The organism is Saccharothrix sp. BKS2 (assembly GCF_047689505.1).
Lineage (GTDB): Bacteria > Actinomycetota > Actinomycetes > Mycobacteriales > Pseudonocardiaceae > Actinosynnema > Actinosynnema lopnurensis.
Map to the genome: position 1 here is coordinate 560,445 of NZ_JAUQOL010000001.1, position 16,557 is coordinate 577,001.

Annotated in this window: 16 protein-coding genes; 9 read left to right on the top strand and 7 right to left on the bottom strand. The window is 72.2% G+C overall.

Annotated elements, in window-relative coordinates:
* Positions 1 to 101 precede the first annotated feature (101 nt).
* Entirely contained in the window at positions 102 to 1,781 is a 1,680-nt protein-coding gene (locus tag Q5530_RS01975; protein WP_415360280.1) for a PucR family transcriptional regulator, read from the top strand.
* Here Q5530_RS01975 and Q5530_RS01980 read toward each other — a convergent pair.
* Positions 1,778 to 2,200: a hypothetical protein gene (locus Q5530_RS01980; RefSeq protein WP_380633578.1), complete on the bottom strand. Its 423-nt coding sequence runs from the start codon at positions 2,198 to 2,200 to the stop codon at positions 1,778 to 1,780. The two genes, Q5530_RS01975 and Q5530_RS01980, sit on opposite strands and share 4 nt — an antisense overlap.
* Before the next feature lie 133 nt (positions 2,201 to 2,333).
* Here Q5530_RS01980 and Q5530_RS01985 point away from each other — a divergent pair, with 133 nt between their 5' ends.
* A complete protein-coding gene (locus Q5530_RS01985; RefSeq protein WP_415360281.1) occupies positions 2,334 to 4,484 on the top strand; it encodes an NB-ARC domain-containing protein in 2,151 nt (716 codons plus the stop codon).
* Here Q5530_RS01985 and Q5530_RS01990 read toward each other — a convergent pair.
* Both Q5530_RS01990 and Q5530_RS01995 read right to left on the bottom strand, forming a co-directional pair.
* Complete coding sequence (locus Q5530_RS01990) at positions 4,481 to 5,911, bottom strand: S1 family peptidase (protein WP_415360282.1); 1,431 nt, start codon at positions 5,909 to 5,911, stop codon at positions 4,481 to 4,483. The two genes, Q5530_RS01985 and Q5530_RS01990, sit on opposite strands and share 4 nt — an antisense overlap.
* 115 nt (positions 5,912 to 6,026) lie before the next feature.
* The gene (locus Q5530_RS01995) at positions 6,027 to 7,001 is read right to left on the bottom strand and encodes a LysR substrate-binding domain-containing protein (protein ID WP_415360284.1); all 975 of its coding nucleotides are present in this window, start codon (positions 6,999 to 7,001) and stop codon (positions 6,027 to 6,029) included.
* 312 nt (positions 7,002 to 7,313) lie between these two features.
* Here Q5530_RS01995 and Q5530_RS02000 point away from each other — a divergent pair, with 312 nt between their 5' ends.
* From Q5530_RS02000 to Q5530_RS02015, 4 genes are read left to right on the top strand one after another with little or no spacing between them, the layout of a single operon-like run.
* The gene (locus Q5530_RS02000) at positions 7,314 to 8,816 is read left to right on the top strand and encodes an NCS1 family nucleobase:cation symporter-1 (RefSeq protein WP_415360286.1); all 1,503 of its coding nucleotides are present in this window, start codon (positions 7,314 to 7,316) and stop codon (positions 8,814 to 8,816) included.
* Entirely contained in the window at positions 8,813 to 9,655 is an 843-nt protein-coding gene (locus Q5530_RS02005) for a nitrilase-related carbon-nitrogen hydrolase (protein ID WP_415360288.1), read from the top strand. Before Q5530_RS02000 ends, Q5530_RS02005 begins: the two co-directional genes overlap by 4 nt.
* Positions 9,652 to 11,037: a dihydropyrimidinase gene (gene hydA / locus Q5530_RS02010; RefSeq protein WP_415360289.1), complete on the top strand. Its 1,386-nt coding sequence runs from the start codon at positions 9,652 to 9,654 to the stop codon at positions 11,035 to 11,037. The genes Q5530_RS02005 and hydA overlap by 4 nt, the downstream gene beginning before the upstream one ends.
* Positions 11,038 to 11,047: 10 nt before the next feature.
* A complete protein-coding gene (locus tag Q5530_RS02015) occupies positions 11,048 to 12,040 on the top strand; it encodes a TIGR03842 family LLM class F420-dependent oxidoreductase (RefSeq protein WP_415360291.1) in 993 nt (330 codons plus the stop codon).
* A gap of 40 nt (positions 12,041 to 12,080) precedes the next feature.
* Here Q5530_RS02015 and Q5530_RS02020 read toward each other — a convergent pair whose 3' ends face one another.
* From Q5530_RS02020 to Q5530_RS02035, 4 genes are all read right to left on the bottom strand, one after another.
* Complete coding sequence (locus tag Q5530_RS02020) at positions 12,081 to 12,263, bottom strand: DUF397 domain-containing protein (RefSeq protein ID WP_415360293.1); 183 nt, start codon at positions 12,261 to 12,263, stop codon at positions 12,081 to 12,083.
* Positions 12,235 to 13,092 (bottom strand): helix-turn-helix domain-containing protein, encoded by an 858-nt coding sequence (locus Q5530_RS02025; RefSeq protein ID WP_415360295.1) that lies wholly within the window; start codon positions 13,090 to 13,092, stop codon positions 12,235 to 12,237. The genes Q5530_RS02020 and Q5530_RS02025 overlap by 29 nt, the downstream gene beginning before the upstream one ends.
* Before the next feature lie 133 nt (positions 13,093 to 13,225).
* Positions 13,226 to 13,723 carry a hypothetical protein gene (locus Q5530_RS02030; protein WP_415360297.1) on the bottom strand — a complete coding sequence of 166 codons (498 nt, stop codon included), beginning with the start codon at positions 13,721 to 13,723 and terminating at the stop codon, positions 13,226 to 13,228.
* Positions 13,724 to 13,752: 29 nt separating this feature from the next.
* Positions 13,753 to 14,247 (bottom strand): hypothetical protein, encoded by a 495-nt coding sequence (locus Q5530_RS02035; protein WP_415360298.1) that lies wholly within the window; start codon positions 14,245 to 14,247, stop codon positions 13,753 to 13,755.
* A 379-nt stretch (positions 14,248 to 14,626) separates the two neighbouring features.
* On the opposite strand from Q5530_RS02035, the gene Q5530_RS02040 reads away from it, so the two are divergent.
* Genes Q5530_RS02040 through Q5530_RS02050 form a run of 3 tightly spaced genes read left to right on the top strand, consistent with a single transcriptional unit; the run spans position 14,627 to position 16,544 of the window.
* On the top strand, positions 14,627 to 15,586 hold the full coding sequence (locus Q5530_RS02040; RefSeq protein ID WP_415360300.1) for an alpha/beta hydrolase family protein: 960 nt from the start codon (positions 14,627 to 14,629) through the stop codon (positions 15,584 to 15,586).
* 47 nt (positions 15,587 to 15,633) lie between these two features.
* The gene (locus tag Q5530_RS02045) at positions 15,634 to 16,173 is read left to right on the top strand and encodes a DUF4240 domain-containing protein (protein ID WP_415360301.1); all 540 of its coding nucleotides are present in this window, start codon (positions 15,634 to 15,636) and stop codon (positions 16,171 to 16,173) included.
* Complete coding sequence (locus Q5530_RS02050) at positions 16,170 to 16,544, top strand: PH domain-containing protein (protein ID WP_380633563.1); 375 nt, start codon at positions 16,170 to 16,172, stop codon at positions 16,542 to 16,544. The genes Q5530_RS02045 and Q5530_RS02050 overlap by 4 nt, the downstream gene beginning before the upstream one ends.
* The last annotated feature ends 13 nt before the right edge of the window (positions 16,545 to 16,557 follow it).

Below are 16,557 nucleotides of genomic sequence, written 5' to 3' on the forward strand. Positions count from 1 at the left end.
TCCTCCGGTCGTAGTCCCTGCCCTGGAGTGTGCTGCGGGCCCGCGGGGGCCGCCATGGACAACCTGCTCCGCTTTCGGGCTCCTCCCATTACGTTGTGTCCATGTACCCGACGGTGGCCGAAGCGCTCGCCCTGCCGGTGGTCCGCCGGGGCGGGCCCGCGGTGGTCGCCGGCGCGACCGGGCTGGGGCGGCGGGTGCGCTGGGTCCACGCGGCCGAGGTCGCGGACATCGCGCACCTGCTGCGCGGCGGCGAGCTGGTGCTGACCACCGGCATCGCGCTGCCCGAGGACGCCGAGGGGCTCGCCGGGTACGTGGCCGACCTGGCGGCGGTGGGCGCGGCCGGGCTGGTCGTCGAGCTGGTGCGGCGGTGGCGCGACGAGCTGCCGGGCGCCCTGGTCGCCGCCGCCGAGCGGCACGACCTGCCGCTGGTCGCGCTGGCCCGGGAGACCCGGTTCGTGTCGGTGACCGAGGCCGTGGTGGCGCTGATCGTGGACGCGCAGCTGGCCGAGCTGCGGGCGGCCGAGCAGGTGCACGAGGCGTTCACCGCGCTGACCGTGGCCGGGGCCGAGCCCGCCGAGGTGCTGCGGGAGGTGGCGCGGACCTCCGGGCTGCCCGTGGTGCTGGAGACGCTGGCGCGCGACGTGCTGGCCTACGACGCGGCCGGGCAGGACCCGGCGGCGTTGCTCGCGGACTGGGCGCAGCGGTCGCGGGAGGTCGCGCCGGCCGAGCGGACCGCCTACCACGAGGCGTCCGGCTGGCTGGTCACGGTGGTCGGCGCGCGGGGCGCGGACTGGGGCCGGTTGGTGCTGGTCACGCCCGAGGCGCCGCCGCACCGGCACGTGGTGGTGGCCGAGCGGGCGGCGTCGGCGCTGGCGGTGCACCGGTTGGTCGCGCGCGACCGCGAGTCGCTGGAGCGGCAGACCCACCGGACCCTGCTGACCCAGCTGCTCGGGCAGCCGCCGCGGGACCTGCCGACCCGGGCCGCCGCGCTGGGCGTGCCCCTGGAGCGGCGGCAGCTGGTCGGCGTGGCGATCCGGCCGGGCGCCGCGACCCCGCCCGCGCAGGCGCTGGCCACCCAGGAGGTGCTGCGGGACCTCGCCGAGGCGACGGCGCTGGCGGCCCGGCGGGTGACGGTGCCCGCGCTGGTCGGGGTGGTGGACGACACCAGCGTGCGGGCGCTGCTCTCGCTGCCGCCGCAGGCCGGGCTGGACGGCGTGCTGCGGCGGTTGGCGCGGGAGGTGCACCGGACGGCGGCGGCGACGCAGCACGCGCTGCCGGTGGTGGTGGCCGTCGGGACGACCGTGACGGGACCGGCGGACGTGCGCCGCTCGCTGGGCGAGGCGGCGCACGTCGCCGGGGCGGCGCTGCGGTCGCCCGGGAGCCGGCTGTACCACCGGCTGGACGACGTGCGCCTGCGCGGGCTGCTGCACCTGCTGCGGGAGGATGAGCGGGTGCTCGCCTTCGCGGACCGGGAACTGGGACCGCTGCTCGCGCGTGATGGCCACCAGGGCAGCCGCCTGGTGGAACTGCTGCGGTGCTTCTGCGAGCACGGCGGCAACAAATCGGCCGCCGCCGCGGCCGCGCACCTCTCCCGCACCGCGTACTACCAGCAGCTGAACCGGATCGAGCAGGTCCTCGGGGTGTCCCTGGAGGACCCGGACTCGGTGCTGTCGCTGTACGTCGCGCTGCTGGTGCGGGAGATGGGCGAACGGGACCCTCAGCTGCCCCGCCCGCCCGCGCCGGCCGGCCAGGGCACGGCCGACCGGGGCACGGCCGACTAGGGCAGCCGGGGCGCCTTGACCGGCAGCTCGGGAACGGCGGGCAGCTCGATGCCGGGCGCCGACTCGGCCGGGGTCAGCGAGCGGGCCTGGGGCGCGAGCAGGCCGCCGGTGAGGCCGGTGGGGTCGGTCGGCCGCGGCGCGTCGGGCAGGCCGATGCCCGCGGGCGCGGCCACGTGCGGCGCCTTGGCCGGCGGCACTACGGCCGGCACGGGCGCGGGCAGCTGCACCGACTGCCCGGGGACGAGGTCGGCGGCGGGCGTGACGACCTGCTGCCCCACCTCGGGGGAGTGACCGACCTTGCCGTCGAGCAGGTCGGTGGGGGCCTCCGCGGCGTTCGCGGCGGAGGTGAGCAGTGGTGAGGTGCCGACGGCGAGCAGGGCGGCGGCACGCAGGAGTCCGCGGGTGCGGTTTCCGGACACGGTTTTCCTAACCTGGTCGGGGACCTTCGACTTGACTCCTTCTGCATCGGTCGTTGGCAAACGTCTCCACAGCTGCACGATCAGGTGACTGACGCTCCGTGTTGATGTCACCCGATGGGGCCAGAATGGCGATGTGGACGACTTGCGCAACACCTCGGGCCCGGTGCGGGGACCCGTGGTGCAGGCGGGAACGATCAACGGCGGCGTGCACCTGACCGGTGCCCCGGCACGACCCATCAGCCAGCTCCCTCCCGCCGTCCCGCGCTTCGTCGGCCGTGCGGACGAACTGGCACTCCTGTCCGGGCTGCTCACCGGCGACGGGGCCACTCCGGTGATCGCCATCAACGGCACTGCGGGCATCGGCAAGACCACCCTGGCCGTCACGTGGGCGAGATCGGTGGTCGACCGCTTCCCCGACGGCCAGCTGTACGTGGACCTGCGCGGCTTCGACCCGCTCGGACCGGTCGAGCCGACCGCGGCGGTGCGGGGCTTCCTGGACGCCTTCGCCATCCCCGCCGAGCAGGTCCCGACCGATCTGGAGGCGCAGGCGGCCCTGTACCGCAGCCACGTCGAGGGCAGGCGGGTGCTCGTGCTGCTGGACAACGCCCGCGACGCCGAACAGGTCCGCCCGCTGCTGCCCGGCAGCCCGACCTGCGCGGTCCTGGTCACCAGCCGCGACCACCTGAGCGGGTTGGTGGCGCGCGAACAGGCCAGGCGGTGCGTCCTGGCCCCGCTGTCGATCCGGGAGTCCCGGGAACTGCTGTCGACCTACCTCGGTGAGCGACGGGTCAGCGCAGAGGAGCGGGCGGTGGACGAACTGGCCGAGCGCTGCGCCCGGCTGCCGATCGCCCTGGCCATCGCGGGCACCAAGGCGGTGGACGAGCCGCACCTGCGCGTGTACGAGATGGTCACCGAGCTGGCGGAGCTGTCCACCGAAGACGACGCGAGCACCGACCTCCGCGCGATCTTCGGTTGGTCCTACCACGTGTTGCCCCCGGACGCTGCCAGGCTGTTCCGGCTCCTCGGGCTGCACCCCGGTGCGGATGTTCCGGGTGAAGCGGCGGCAAGCCTGCTCGGACTGCCCGCAGCGGCCACCCGGCGTTTGTTGCACCACCTGGTCAGGGCGTCGCTGTTGGAGGAATGGTCCCGGGACCGCTACCGGTTCCACGACCTGCTGCGCGAGTACGCGGCCGAGCGGGCCGCCGAGGAGGAACCCGCCGGGGAGCGGCGCGCGGCCGTGCGCCGACTGCTCGACCACTACCTGCACGCCAGCTTCGCCGGCGAGCGACAACTCCACCCGCACCGGGCCTCGATCCGGCTCGACCCACCCTACCCGGGCACTGTGGTCATGTCGGTCGAGGGCATCACCTCGGCGTGGTCCTGGTTCACCGCCGAGCACGCGAATCTGCTCGCCGCACTGGACCTCGCCGACCGCGAGGGCTTCGCGGGGCATGTGTGGCGGCTGGCCTGGACCGCGCAGTCGTACCTGGGCCGCAGCGGGCGGTGGTGGGATTGGGAGGCGGTCCAGCGCAGGGCGTTGGCAGCGGCCGAGGACCCGGAGGTCGAGGTGCTCGCGCTGCGGGGGCTCGGGCGGATGTTCACGCTCAGCGGCCGCTACGACGAGGCGGTCGAGGTGCTGGAACGCGCACTGGCCATCCCTCTCGACCTCATGCACACCCACGAGGCGATCAGCCTCGCCTACGAGCGACGTGGTTCGTCGATCGAGGCACACGCCCACGCGCGGATCGCGGTCTCCCTCGCCACCGACGACAGCGGGCGGCGGCGGACACGCGCGCTCCTCCAACTGGGCCGCACGCTGGTCGCCCTCGACGAGGTGGCCGAGGCGCGCACCCACTTGGACCGGGCGCTCGAACTGTTGGCCGACTCGGATGACCGGATCAGCATGGCCGACGCGGCCGAGTGCCTGGGTCGGGTGTGCCTCCGCACAGGCGACTTCGCCGGGGCGTTGGCGCATTTTGAGGAGGCCCTGGTGGGCTACCGCGAATTCGGTCACCGCTGGTCCCACGCGCACACCCTGACCCGCGTCGGCGAGGCGTGGTCCGGCTTGGGCGAGGACGAGAAGGCCCGGCGCGCGCGGCGGCGGGCCTTCCGGCTGTTCACGCTCATCGGCCACCCTGAAGCGGAGCGCTGGGCGGTGGAAAACGCCCCGCGGTCGCCCAGTCCGCCGACCAGGACGACCGCGGGGCTACCCGCCCCCTCAGGCGGTTCGCGGGCCGTCGCGGGGTGGGAAGAGGCACCCCGCGACGGCCTCCCCCGGGACTAGGGGTTCGTGACCCCCAGGGTGTAGGCGCCGGACCCGCTGTACGCGTGCACCCGGTACCGGTAGTAGCCGGCGGTGCCGTTGTAGGTCACCGTCTCGCTCGCGGCCGGGCTGTCGCCCTTGGCCACGTCCGCCCACGCGCTGCCGTTCCACTTCTGGAGGTACAGGTCGAAGTCCGCGCCGCTCGGCCCGGCCAGGCAGCCGACGTGCGCGCCGGACACCGTGGACTGGTAGTAGCTCCCGTTCGGCTGGATCGCCTGCCCGCCCGCGGCCAGCGAGCCGTTGTGGCGGGTCTCGGAGCTCTGGCAGCCGGTCGGCGGGTTGGGCGTGCCGCCACCGCCGGTGAGCAGGGACAGCCCGTACGCCTGGAGGATCTCGTTGACCGGCTGGAAGTACGTGGTGCCGCCGGTGCGGCAGTTGCCCGAACCGCCCGAGGTCACGCCCTGCGCCTGGGTCCCCGCCAGCAGCGAGCCGCCCGAGTCGCCGGGCTCCGCGCACACCGTGGTCTGGATCAGGCCGGTCACCGTGCCCTGCGGGTAGCTCACCGACGAGTTGCGGGCCTGGATGGTGCCGCAGTGCCACCCGGTGGTCGAGCCCGATCGGCACACTGTGGCGCCGACCGGCGCGTCCTGCGAGCCCGCCACGGACACCGTGCCGCCGGAGTAGTTGTTCACCAGGCCGCGCGGCGTGTTGCCGGCCGCGACCTGCACCCACGCGTAGTCGTTGCCGGGGAAGCTGGAGCCCCGGAAGGTGCCGCTCGGGTTGGACGTGGACGCGCCGGTCGAGCCGCAGTGCCCGGCGGTGACGAAGCCGCCGTTGACCGGGAACCCGACCGAGCAGCGCGAGCCGCTGCCGATGTTGTAGGCGTTGCCGCCCACCACGTCGATCAGCGGGCGCGGCGCCTCGTCGGTGCCGACGAACCGGACCGCCGCCGCGTCGACGCCCGAGGAGGCCACGAACGCCCGCGCGGCGGCCGGCTCCGAGGGGCGGGACTTGACCACGACGGTGTTGGTGGGCAGGTCGACGTACCAGCCGGGCACCGACTTCGGCGCCTTCGCGACGTGGGCGTCCAACGCGGACTTGACCGCGTCCAGGTCCCGTTCGCTGCGCTGCACGAGGGTGGTGCGCACGCCCCGCGCCACATCGGCCGACTTCCCGGTGACACCGACGGTCAGCGTGCCGGACGAGTCGATCCACGCGCCGCCGAACCGGCTGTCCAGCTGCTTGCGCAGGGCGCGGGCGGTGTCGCCGGAGCGCCGGTCGGCGGCGAGCCGGGTGCGTGCCCGGTCCGCGTCCAGGCCCAGGTCGCGCTGGACGGCGGAGAGGATCAGGGCGTCCTGGTCGGCGGGCGCGGCCTGGGCGGCGGGGGTCAGGGTCCCGGCCACGACCAGCGCCGCGGCGAGCGCGAGCGGTCTCAACGAAGCGGACATGGGGGTTCTCCTCGAGGGAGTGCAGGGAGTGCAGGGATTCCCCGTGAAAAGTAATTCGGCCCGCCCGACAGGGGTAATACCGATTGGGTCATAAGGCCGCGTGATGCCCCCCCGGTCAGGCGGGCAGGTGGTGCGCCACCGCGCCGTACTCGGGGTGCCGGGCGAGCCAGGCCGCGTAGCGCGGGCTGCGCTCGGCGGTCTCCCGGTACGCCTCGGCGGCGTAGCGCAGCACCTGCGGGCCGAGCGCGGCGGCCGGCCCCTCCGGGTCCCAGCCGATGAGGTGGCGCCACCGCAGCGGCACGCCCGCCAGCGGCACGGTGACCACGCCGGGCGTGCGGCGGAACGTCGGCTGGCACAGCACCACCGCGTCACCCGCCGCCGCCAGGTCGATGCAGCCGGGCATGTCCACCTCGTACATCGGGCGCGGCGTGAACCCGGCCCGGCTGCACGCGGCCACGAAGCAGTTGCCGAAGCACCCGTCACCCGGCACCGCCGCCCACTGGGTGTCCTTCAGCGCGGCCAGCTCCACCTCCTCCAGCAGCGCGAACGGGTGCCCCTCGGGCACCAGCACGAACACCGGGTCGACCGCGATCACGCTCCACGCCAGCCCGTGCCCGTCCGGCGGCGAGGCGTTCCCGCACACGCCCGCCAGCACGTAGTCCAGCCGGCCACCGGCCACCATGGCGGCGAGCTCGTCACCGGACCACGACACCTGGGTGGACACGTGCGCGCCGGGGTGCGACTCGGTGAGCCGGTGCACCAGGCCGCCGAGCATCGGCCCGTTCACCGCGCCCACCCGGTAGCGGTCGGTGGGCTGGTCGTCGTCCACCAGGCGCAGTGCGTCCTCCTGGAGCCGGGAGAACGCGGGCAGCAGCACGCGCGCCCGTTCCAGCACCAGCTCGCCCAGCGCGGTCGGCCGGGCGCCCCGGTGGTCGCGGTCGAACAGCTTGCCGCCGAGCAGACCCTCGACCCGGTGCAGCTGCGCGGTCAGGGCGGGCTGGGCCAGGCCCAGGACCGAGGCCGCCTTGGACAGGCTGCCCTCCTCCGCGATCGCGCAGACCACGCGCAGGTGACGCAGTTCGAGCTTCATCCGCCCGACGTTAAGACACCGGTCACGCTGCGGTCGACAGCGAACATCCCATCACCCGAACGATGGATCGACCGCCGAGGCGCCGCAGACCATTCATATCACGCTCGGTAGCACTGCCACTACCGGGAGCACACCGCACGACGTCACCGGGCGCCCACCGGGGACAATGGGCAGACTGTCCGCTGATCATGGCAAGCGTGGACACTCTGACACTGCCCAACGCGCGTGGCCCGACCGGAGGATGCCGGGATGGGAATCGCGCCGAACCGCCCGCCAGCGGGATGTTCCACGAGCGTAACAGGGGCGTGACCGATGGCCCTCCACCCCGCGAGCCAGGTCACGACCGATGCCGACGGCCGCGTCGAGCTGCGGGACCACTCCGCGATCGCGGACAGCCCGCACTACAACCCCGAGCTGGCCCCGGTGCCGCTGGAGCGCCGCACCTGGTCGACCTACAACTTCTTCGCGCTGTGGATGGGCATGGCGCACAACATCCCCAGCTACACCCTCGCCGCGTCCCTGGTCGCCCTGGGCATGGACTGGCTCCAGGCGTTCCTGACCATCACCCTGGGCAACCTGATCGTGCTGGTCCCGATGCTGCTCAACAGCCACGCCGGCACCAAGTACGGCATCCCCTTCCCGGTGTTCGCCCGCGCGTTCTACGGCATCCGCGGCGCGAACCTGGTCGCCCTGCTGCGGGCGTTCATCGCCTGCGCGTGGTTCGGCATCCAGACCTGGGTGGGCGGCAAGGCGCTGCACGTCATCGTCGGCCGCCTGGCCGGCGACGGGTGGGTGAACGCCCCCGTCGTCCTCGGCCAGACCTCCACCCTGTGGCTGTGCTTCCTGGGCTTCTGGGTGGTGCAGATGCTGATCATCTGGCGCGGCATGGAGGCGATCCGGCGCTTCGAGAACTGGACCGCGCCGCTGGTCAGCATCGGTTTCCTGGTGCTGCTGGGCTACGTGGCGGTCAAGGCGGGCGGCTTCGGGCCGATCCTGTCCGAGCCCTCGAAGCTCGGCTGGGGCGCGGACTTCTGGAAGGTGTTCTTCCCCGCCCTCATGGGCATGATCGCGTTCTGGTCCACCCTCTCGCTGAACATGCCGGACTTCACCCGGTTCGGCGGCAGCCAGCGCAAGCAGGCCGTCGGCCAGCTGCTGGGCCTGCCCACGACCATGTCGTTCATCGCGATCGTGGCGATCCTGACCACCTCGGGCGCGGTGGCCCTCTACGGCGAGGCGATCTGGGACCCGGCCGAGCTGGCGAGCCGGTTCGACTCGACGGCCGTCGTGCTGGTGGCGCTGGTCGCGCTGGTGCTGGCGACCATCTCGGCGAACCTCGCGGCGAACGTGGTCAGCCCGTCCTACGACTTCTCCAACGCCTTCCCGAAGAAGATCTCGTTCGCGCTCGGCGGCCTGATCACCGGCGTCGTCGGCATCGTCATCCAGCCGTGGCGGCTGATCGCGGACCCGAACATCTACATCTTCGCCTGGCTCGGCTTCTACGGCGGCCTGCTGGCGTCGGTCGCCGGGGTCTTCGTCGCCGGCTACTGGATCCTCGCCAGGACCCACCTGGAGCTGCCCGACCTGTACCTGTCCGGCCGCGGCGCCTACTGGTTCTCGGCCGGCTGGAACTGGCGCGCCGTGGTGGCGACCGTCGTCGGCTCCGTGCTGGCCGTGGGCGGCGCGTACGGCGGGCCGTTCCCGGCCGACGGGCTGATCCCGTTGCTGAAACCGCTCTACGACTACAACTGGGTCGTCGGACTGCTCGGCGGCCTGCTCGTCCACCTGGCGCTGGCGCCGCGGAGGGAGAAATCGTGAGCAACGTCGTCCGGGCAGGGCTGGTCCAGCAGAGGTGGACCGGCGACAAGGACTCGATGACCGCGAACGCGGTCGAGGCGATCCGCGCCGCCGCCTCGCGGGGCGCGCAGGTCGTGTGCCTCCAGGAGCTGTTCTACGGGCCGTACTTCTGCCAGGTGCAGGACGCCGACTACTACTCCTACACCGAGGGCATCCCCGACGGCCCGACCACCGAGCTGATGTGCCAGGTGGCCGAGCAGCACGGCGTGGTGCTCGTGGTGCCGATGTACGAGGAGGAGCAGCCGGGGGTCTACTACAACACCGCCGCGGTGATCGACGCGGACGGCACCTACCTCGGCAAGCACCGCAAGAACCACATCCCGCAGGTCAAGGGGTTCTGGGAGAAGTTCTACTTCCGGCCCGGCAACCTCGGCTACCCGGTGTTCGACACCGCCGTGGGCAAGGTCGGCGTCTACATCTGCTACGAGCGGCACTTCCCGGAGGGCTGGCGCGCGCTGGGGCTGGGCGGCGCGCGGATCGTGTTCAACCCGTCGGCGACGAGCCGCGGCCTGTCCGAGTACCTGTGGCGGCTGGAGCAGACCTCGGCGGCGGTGGCCAACGAGTACTTCGTGGGCACCATCAACCGCGTCGGCGTGGAACCGCTGGGCGACAACGACTTCTACGGCCAGTCGTACTTCGCCGACCCGCGCGGGCAGCTCATCGGCGAGGCCGCCTCCGACACCGAGGAGGAGGTGGTGGTCCGCGACCTGGACATGGACCTGCTGGCCGAGGTCCGCGACCTGTGGGCGTTCTACCGCGACCGCCGCCCCGACACCTACGGCGGGCTGGTGCAGCCGTGACGATCCTGATCAGGGGCGGCACGGTCGTCAACGCGACCGGCGCGGCGCCGGCCGACGTGCTCGTGGACGGCGAGCGGATCGCGGCCCTGCTGGCGCCCGGGTTCCCGCTCCAGGCCGACGAGACGATCGACGCCGCCGGCAAGTACGTCATCCCCGGCGGCATCGACGCGCACACCCACATGGAGATGCCGTTCGGCGGCACGTCCTCCGCCGACGACTTCCCCAGCGGCACGACCGCCGCCGCGTGGGGCGGCACCACCACGATCATCGACTTCGCCGTGCAGGCCAAGGGCACCTCCCTGCTGTCCACACTGGACAGGTGGCACCAGAAGGCCGACGGCAGGTGCGCCATCGACTACGGGTTCCACATGATCGTCTCCGACGTCAACGACACCTCGTTGAAGGAGATGGAGTCCTGCGTGGACGCGGGCGTGAACACCTTCAAGATGTTCATGGCCTACCCCGGCGTCTTCTACGCCACCGACGGCGAGATCCTGCGCGCCATGCAGAAGGCCCGCGAGACCGGCTCCACGATCATGATGCACGCGGAGAACGGCATCGCGATCGACGAGCTGGTGGCGCAAGCGCTTGCGCAGGGCCGCACCGAGCCCGTCGAGCACGGCCTGACCCGCCCGCCCGAGCTGGAGGGCGAGGCCACCTCCCGCGCCATCGCCCTGGCGAAGGTCACCGGCTCGCCGCTCTACGTCGTGCACCTGTCCGCCGCGCAGGCGCTGGACGCGGTGGCGCGAGCGCGCGACACCGGGCAGAACGTGTTCGCCGAGACCTGCCCGCAGTACCTGTACCTGTCGCTGGAGGACCTGGCCAGGCCGGACTTCGAGGGCTCGAAGTACGTGGCCTCTCCCCCGCTGCGGCCCAGGGAGCACCAGTCCGAGCTGTGGCGCGGCCTGCGCACCAACGACCTGTCGGTGGTGTCGACCGACCACTGCCCGTTCTGCTTCAAGGACCAGAAGGAGCTGGGGCGCGGCGACTTCTCCAAGATCCCCAACGGCATCCCGGGCGTGGAGCACCGGATCGACCTGCTGCACCAGGGCGTGGTGAGGGGTGAGATCAGCCTGGCGCGGTGGGTGGAGATCTGCTCCACCACGCCCGCCCGGATGTTCGGCCTGCACCCGCGCAAGGGCGTCGTCGCGCCCGGCGCGGACGCCGACCTCGTGGTCTACGACCCGGCGGCGACGCAGGTGATCTCGGCGGCCACGCACCACATGGACGTCGACTACTCCGCCTACGAGGGCATGGAGATCACCGGCAGGGTCGACACCGTGCTCTCGCGCGGGCGCGTGGTCGTGGACGCCTCCGGCTTCCGCGGCTCGACCGGTCACGGGCGGTTCCTGGCCCGCGAGCTGAACCAGTACCTGGTCTGAGGGGGCGGCCGTGGACTTCGGTGTGGTGTTGCAGACCGACCCGCCCGCGCGGGACGTGGTGAGCGGGATGAGGGCCGCGGAGGACAACGGCTTCCGCTACGGCTGGACGTTCGACTCGTGCGTGCTGTGGCAGGAGCCGTTCGTCATCTACTCGCAGGTGCTGGCGGCGACGTCGTCGCTGGTCGTGGGCCCGATGGTGACCAACCCGAGCACCCGGGACTGGTCGGTGACCGCGTCGCTGTTCGCCACGCTGAACGACATGTTCGGCAACCGCACGGTGTGCGGGATCGGGCGCGGCGACTCGGCGCGGCGGGTGATCGGGCAGCAGCCCGCGTCGCTCGCGACCCTGGGCCGGGCCATGACGGTGATCAGGGAGCTGGCCGAGGGCCGCGAGGTCGAGCACCACGGCACGCCGGTGCGCATCCCCTGGGTGCGCGACGGCCGGCTGGAGGTGTGGATGGCCGCCTACGGCCCCCGCGCGCTCAGGATGGTCGGTGAGCAGGCCGACGGGTTCATCCTCCAGACCGCCGACCCGGACATCGCCCGGTGGACCATCGGCTCGGTGCGCGAGGCGGCCGCCGCGGCGGGCCGCGACCCGGCGTCGATCACGATGTGCGTGGCCGCGCCCGCGTACGTCGGCGACGACCTGCCGCACCAGCGGGACCAGCTGCGCTGGTTCGGCGGCATGGTCGGCAACCACGTGGCCGACCTCGTCGCCCGGTACGGCGACTCGGGCGCGGTGCCGAGGGCGCTGACCGACTACATCCGCGACCGCGAGGGCTACGACTACGCCCACCACGGTCGGGCGGGCAACCGGTCGACCGATTTCGTGCCGGACTCGATCGTGGACCGGTTCTGCCTGGTCGGCCCCGCGTCCGCGCACGTGGAGCGGTTGGCGGAGCTGAGGGAGATCGGCGTGGACAACTTCGCGCTGTACCTGATGCACGACCAGAAGGACAAGACGCTGACCGCCTACGGCAACGAGGTGATCGACGCGGTGTGACGGCGTGCGCCGGTTCCCCGGGGAACCGGCGCGCACCGGCTCAGCGCTCGGGCAGCTTCCCGAGGAAGGCCCGCCACGCGGTCAGGGTGAAGGCCAGGCGAGGGGCGGTGTTCTTGGAGTCCCGCACGCCCACGGCCTCCGGGGCGAACGCCACCTCCACGCAGTTCGTGTTCCCACCACCGCTGAAGCTGCTCTTACGCCACTGCCTCGCCTCCAGCCCCACGCTGTTCCTCCCGCAGTCGGTCGTAGCGGTCCGCCCACTCGGCGAACACCGACCGCGATTCTTCCTCACTCAACGCCACCCGGTCGAGATCGTTACACGCCTGCCGGAACCGCTCGGTGGTTCCGGGGTCGTCCGAGAACACGGACATCGGCCCGGTCTCGGCGTACGAGACGGGCTGGTGGTCGGCGAAGGTCATGAAGGTGAAGGCCGCCAAGAGCGACGGGGGCAGTTGGTTCTCGAAGGTCAACAACCGCACGCCGCCACGGAACAGCAGTTGCAGCATCTGCTCGTACATCACCTGCGGACCGCCCACGACGTGGCGCAGCACCGATTCAAGGATGAAGAAGCACCCCAGGGGCGGTCGGGGCCGGTCGAAGATCCGCTGACGCGCCATGCGATTGGCCACGCCGTGCTCGAAGTTCGGCAAACCGATCAGCGCGGCGGCGTAGTCCACGGTCTGGAGCAGTCCCGGGATGTTGACGACCTCGTACGCCCAGATGACCCGGGCCGTCTGCTCGTGCAGGAGCAGTGCGCGCAGGTCATCGGGCATGGCGATCTTGTGCGGTCGGACGAGGTGGCCCGTGTTGGGCTCCTGCACCAGCGACATGATGTGGTCGTAGGTGGACTGGTCGGTGCGGAGGTGGCCGACGTAGCGGGCGACGTCGAGCGGGCTCGTGCCGCGCGTCCCGCGTTCCAACTTCGATATCTTGCCGGGCGACCACCCCAATTCCTCGGCCAGGTTCCCGAACCTGACCTCGGACCCGCGACGGGCTCGACGGAGGGCATCGCCCAGTTCACGACTGAGGGCATTCGACTCACGGGAATCCATGCGGGGAAGCTACAACCTTTTCAGCCGGCCGCCCCAGTGGTACCGGACCTTTTCATCCTAAAAGGTCAGAGGTGTACCGGGGGGCCACTCCTCGGCATTGTTGCGCCCGCGCAACAATGCCGAGGAGAAACGCTCAGACCGCTTGCGCCGCGCAGGGCGTTGCGGCACCCGCACCGGCGGCCGTCGCCGTGGGGGTCGTGGTCGGACCCGTGATCGGGGGCCCGCCGGACGCGGCGCGGTTGCCGGAGCAGGAGTTGGTCCTGAAGATGCCCTGGGAGCCGTACGCGAACACCAGGTAGTCCTGTCCGACCGCCAGCCTCGTACCGCACATCGAGCCGTGGACCGTCGTCTCGACGGTGACCACCGCGACGGGCACGTCACCCTTGTACTCGGTGCCGACCCTGATCACGTAGAGGTGGTTGTCGTCGTAGGTGTCGCTCGACTTCCCGGTGTCGAGGACCTCGGCGAGCACGACGCCGGTGAACACGTAGCCGGCCCGCGCGTAGCGCTGCGCCTCGCTGTCGTTCGGGTAGCAACTACAGGCGCTGGCCGAACCGGCGAACGCCGCCGTCAACATTCCGACGACCAGCACCAGGACGCCGGTCGTGCGTGCCAAGAACCGCAGGAACATGGCTGTCTCCCCTGTCCGGGTACCGGCGGTCAGACCGCTTGCGCCGCGCAGGGCGCCACGGCGCCCGCACCGGCGGCGGTCGCGGTGGAGGTCGTGGTCGGGCCCGTGACCGGGGGCCCGGCGGACGCCGCGCGGTTCCCGGAGCAGGAGTCGGTCCTGAACGAGTCGCCGACCCGGTAGGCGAACAGCAGGTAGTCGGTGCCGACGCTCAGCCTGGTGCCGCACGCCGTGCCGTGGATCGTGGTCTGGAGCGTGACCACCGAGACGGGCACGTCGCCCTTGTACTCGGTGCCGACCCTGACCATGTAGAGGTAGCTGTCGTCGGCGGAGTTGTTCGGCTGTCCCATGTCGAGGACCTCGGCGAGCACGACGCCGGTGAACACGTGGCCGTACCGCGCGTAGCGCTTCGGCTCGGTGTCCTGGGAGGGACAGGTGCAGGCGAGGGCCGTACCGGCCGACGCCGCGACCATCCCGGTGAGCAACACCAGCACACCGACCGCACGTGCCAAGAACCGAAAAAGCATGGAGGACCTCCATCAGGTGGCGACAACGGCACTGTGGCGGTGTTCGTCCAGAATAACTTCTCCCGGACGAAAAAACAGGCGCCGCTCGTATGCCGGTAACTCCGGCGAACAGCGCAATGGCATTTTCGGGCAATGGGACAGGAAGGTCCGCCCCGGCGCGGTCGTGGCACGGGGCGGTCCGCCCTCCCGGCGCGACCGGCGGGCCGGACCCTCCACCCCGGTCCCGACGCCGAATCCCCCGCTTGCGAAGCGGAACACTGCTCCGTATGGTTACCGGAGCACCGTTCCGCTTGCGTGCCCGGCACCGACCGGGCCCTCTCCTGATCGCCCCGCCGGTCCCGTGGACCGCCGCGCGGGCGTCGAAGGGAAACGACGAACCATGACCGCCACCCTTGATGCCGGGACGACCACCCCCGTCCTGTCCTACAGCCCCGTGGTGCTCCCGGTGCCGGGGCGCCCGGTGGACCTCACGCTGCGCGTGACCGCGCCGGAAACCGGCGACGACCTGCCCGTGGTCCTGTTCTCCCACGGCCACGGCGGAGCCAGGGACCTCGCCTCGCAGGACGGCTACGCGCCGCTCGCCGCGCGCTGGGCGGCGGCCGGTTTCGTCGTCGTCCAGCCCACCCACCTCAGCTCGCGCAGGCTCGACCACCTCTGGGAGCGCACCCCCGGAGCGCCCCTGTTCTGGCGCTCGCGCGCCGAGGACCTGATCCACGTCCTCGACCGCCTGGACGAGGTCGAGCGGGCCGTGCCGCTGCTCGCCGGGCGCGTCGACCGCGACGCCGTCGCCGTGGCCGGGCACTCCCTGGGCGGCTTCACCGCCGCGCTCCTGCTCGGCGCGGGAGTCACCGACCCCGACACCGGGGAGCGGGTGAGCTACCTCGACCCGAGGGTCGAGCGGGGCGTCCTGCTGGCCGCGCCCGGCCGGGGCGACGTCCTCAACGGCCCGGCGGCCGACCGGGTCCCGGTCTTCCGCACCCTGGACCTCTCCACCATGACCCGGCCGGCCCTGGTCGTCGCCGGCGACCAGGACGACTCCCGCCACTTCACCGACCTGGGCCCGGCCTGGCACCGCGACCCCTACCACCTCGCGCCCGGCCCGAAGTCCCTGCTGACCGTCTTCGGCGCGGGCCACCTGCTCGGCGGCGTCCAGGGCTACGACGCGGCGGAGTCCGTGCAGCTGTCGGACGACGCCCCGGGTCTCGCCGCCGCCGTCGCCCACCTGACCGCCGCCTACCTGCGCACCGGTGCCCGCCCCGGCGACGACGCCTGGCAGCGGGCGCGCGACGAGCTGACCACCGGCCCCGACGCGATCGGCGCCGTCGAGTCCAAGCGCTGAACCGGCGGCGGGACGCGATTGTCGGACCCTCTCGCTACCGTGCCCCCATGATCCTTCCCACCGCTGCCGAGGAAGCCCGGTTCTGGGCGCTGCTGGAGAACGCGTGGGCCGGTCGCGGCCCCGAGGTGGCCGCGCTGCGCCGCGCCCTGGTGGAGCGCGCGCCCGGCGAGGACGCCTTCGACGAGGCCGCCCAGCTCGAAGAGCACCTGGACCGGGTGCTCGGCGCCCTGCACGAGGCCGCCGCGGACCTGTCGGCCGAGGAGCTGACCGCGCTGGACCGCGTGGCCGAGCGCAAGCTGCACGAGATCGACCGCGCGGACGTCCACGAGGTGACCGACGGCTCCGACGACGGTTTCCTCTACGCGCGCGGCTTCGTCCTCGCGATGGGGCGGGAGTTCTACGAGGCCGTGGCCCGCGACCCCCGGATGGCGATCGAGGACGCCGAGGCGGAGGCGTTCTGCTACCTGTTCGCCCGGGTGCACGAGGAGCGGTTCGGGGACTACCCGGAGACGGGGTCGGGGATCTCCCGGGAATCCTGCTCGAACGCGGCGGGGTGGCCGGAGCTGGGGGTACCGTCGAACGCGTGATCGACTTCGAGAAGCAGTCCGTCTTCAAGCTGGCGCCGTGCCGCCCCGAGGAGATCGCGTCCCAGGTGACGCCGATCATGATCCAGGGCGAGCGGGTCGTGTCGTGCTTCAAGACCGTGCGCGATTTCGTGGTGTTCACCGACAAGCGGGTCATCGCGGTGAACGTCCAGGGCATGACGGGGCGGAAGAAGGATTTCACCTCCCTGCCCTACAGCCGCGTGCAGGCGTTCTCCATCGAGACCGCCGGCACCTTCGACATGGACGCCGAACTGGATTTGTGGTTCAGCGGGCTCGGCCAGGTGCGCCTGGAGTTCAGGGGCCACGCCGACGTGAAGCTGCTGGCGCAGATCATCGGCACCTACGTGCTCTGACGCGCCGCGGTCG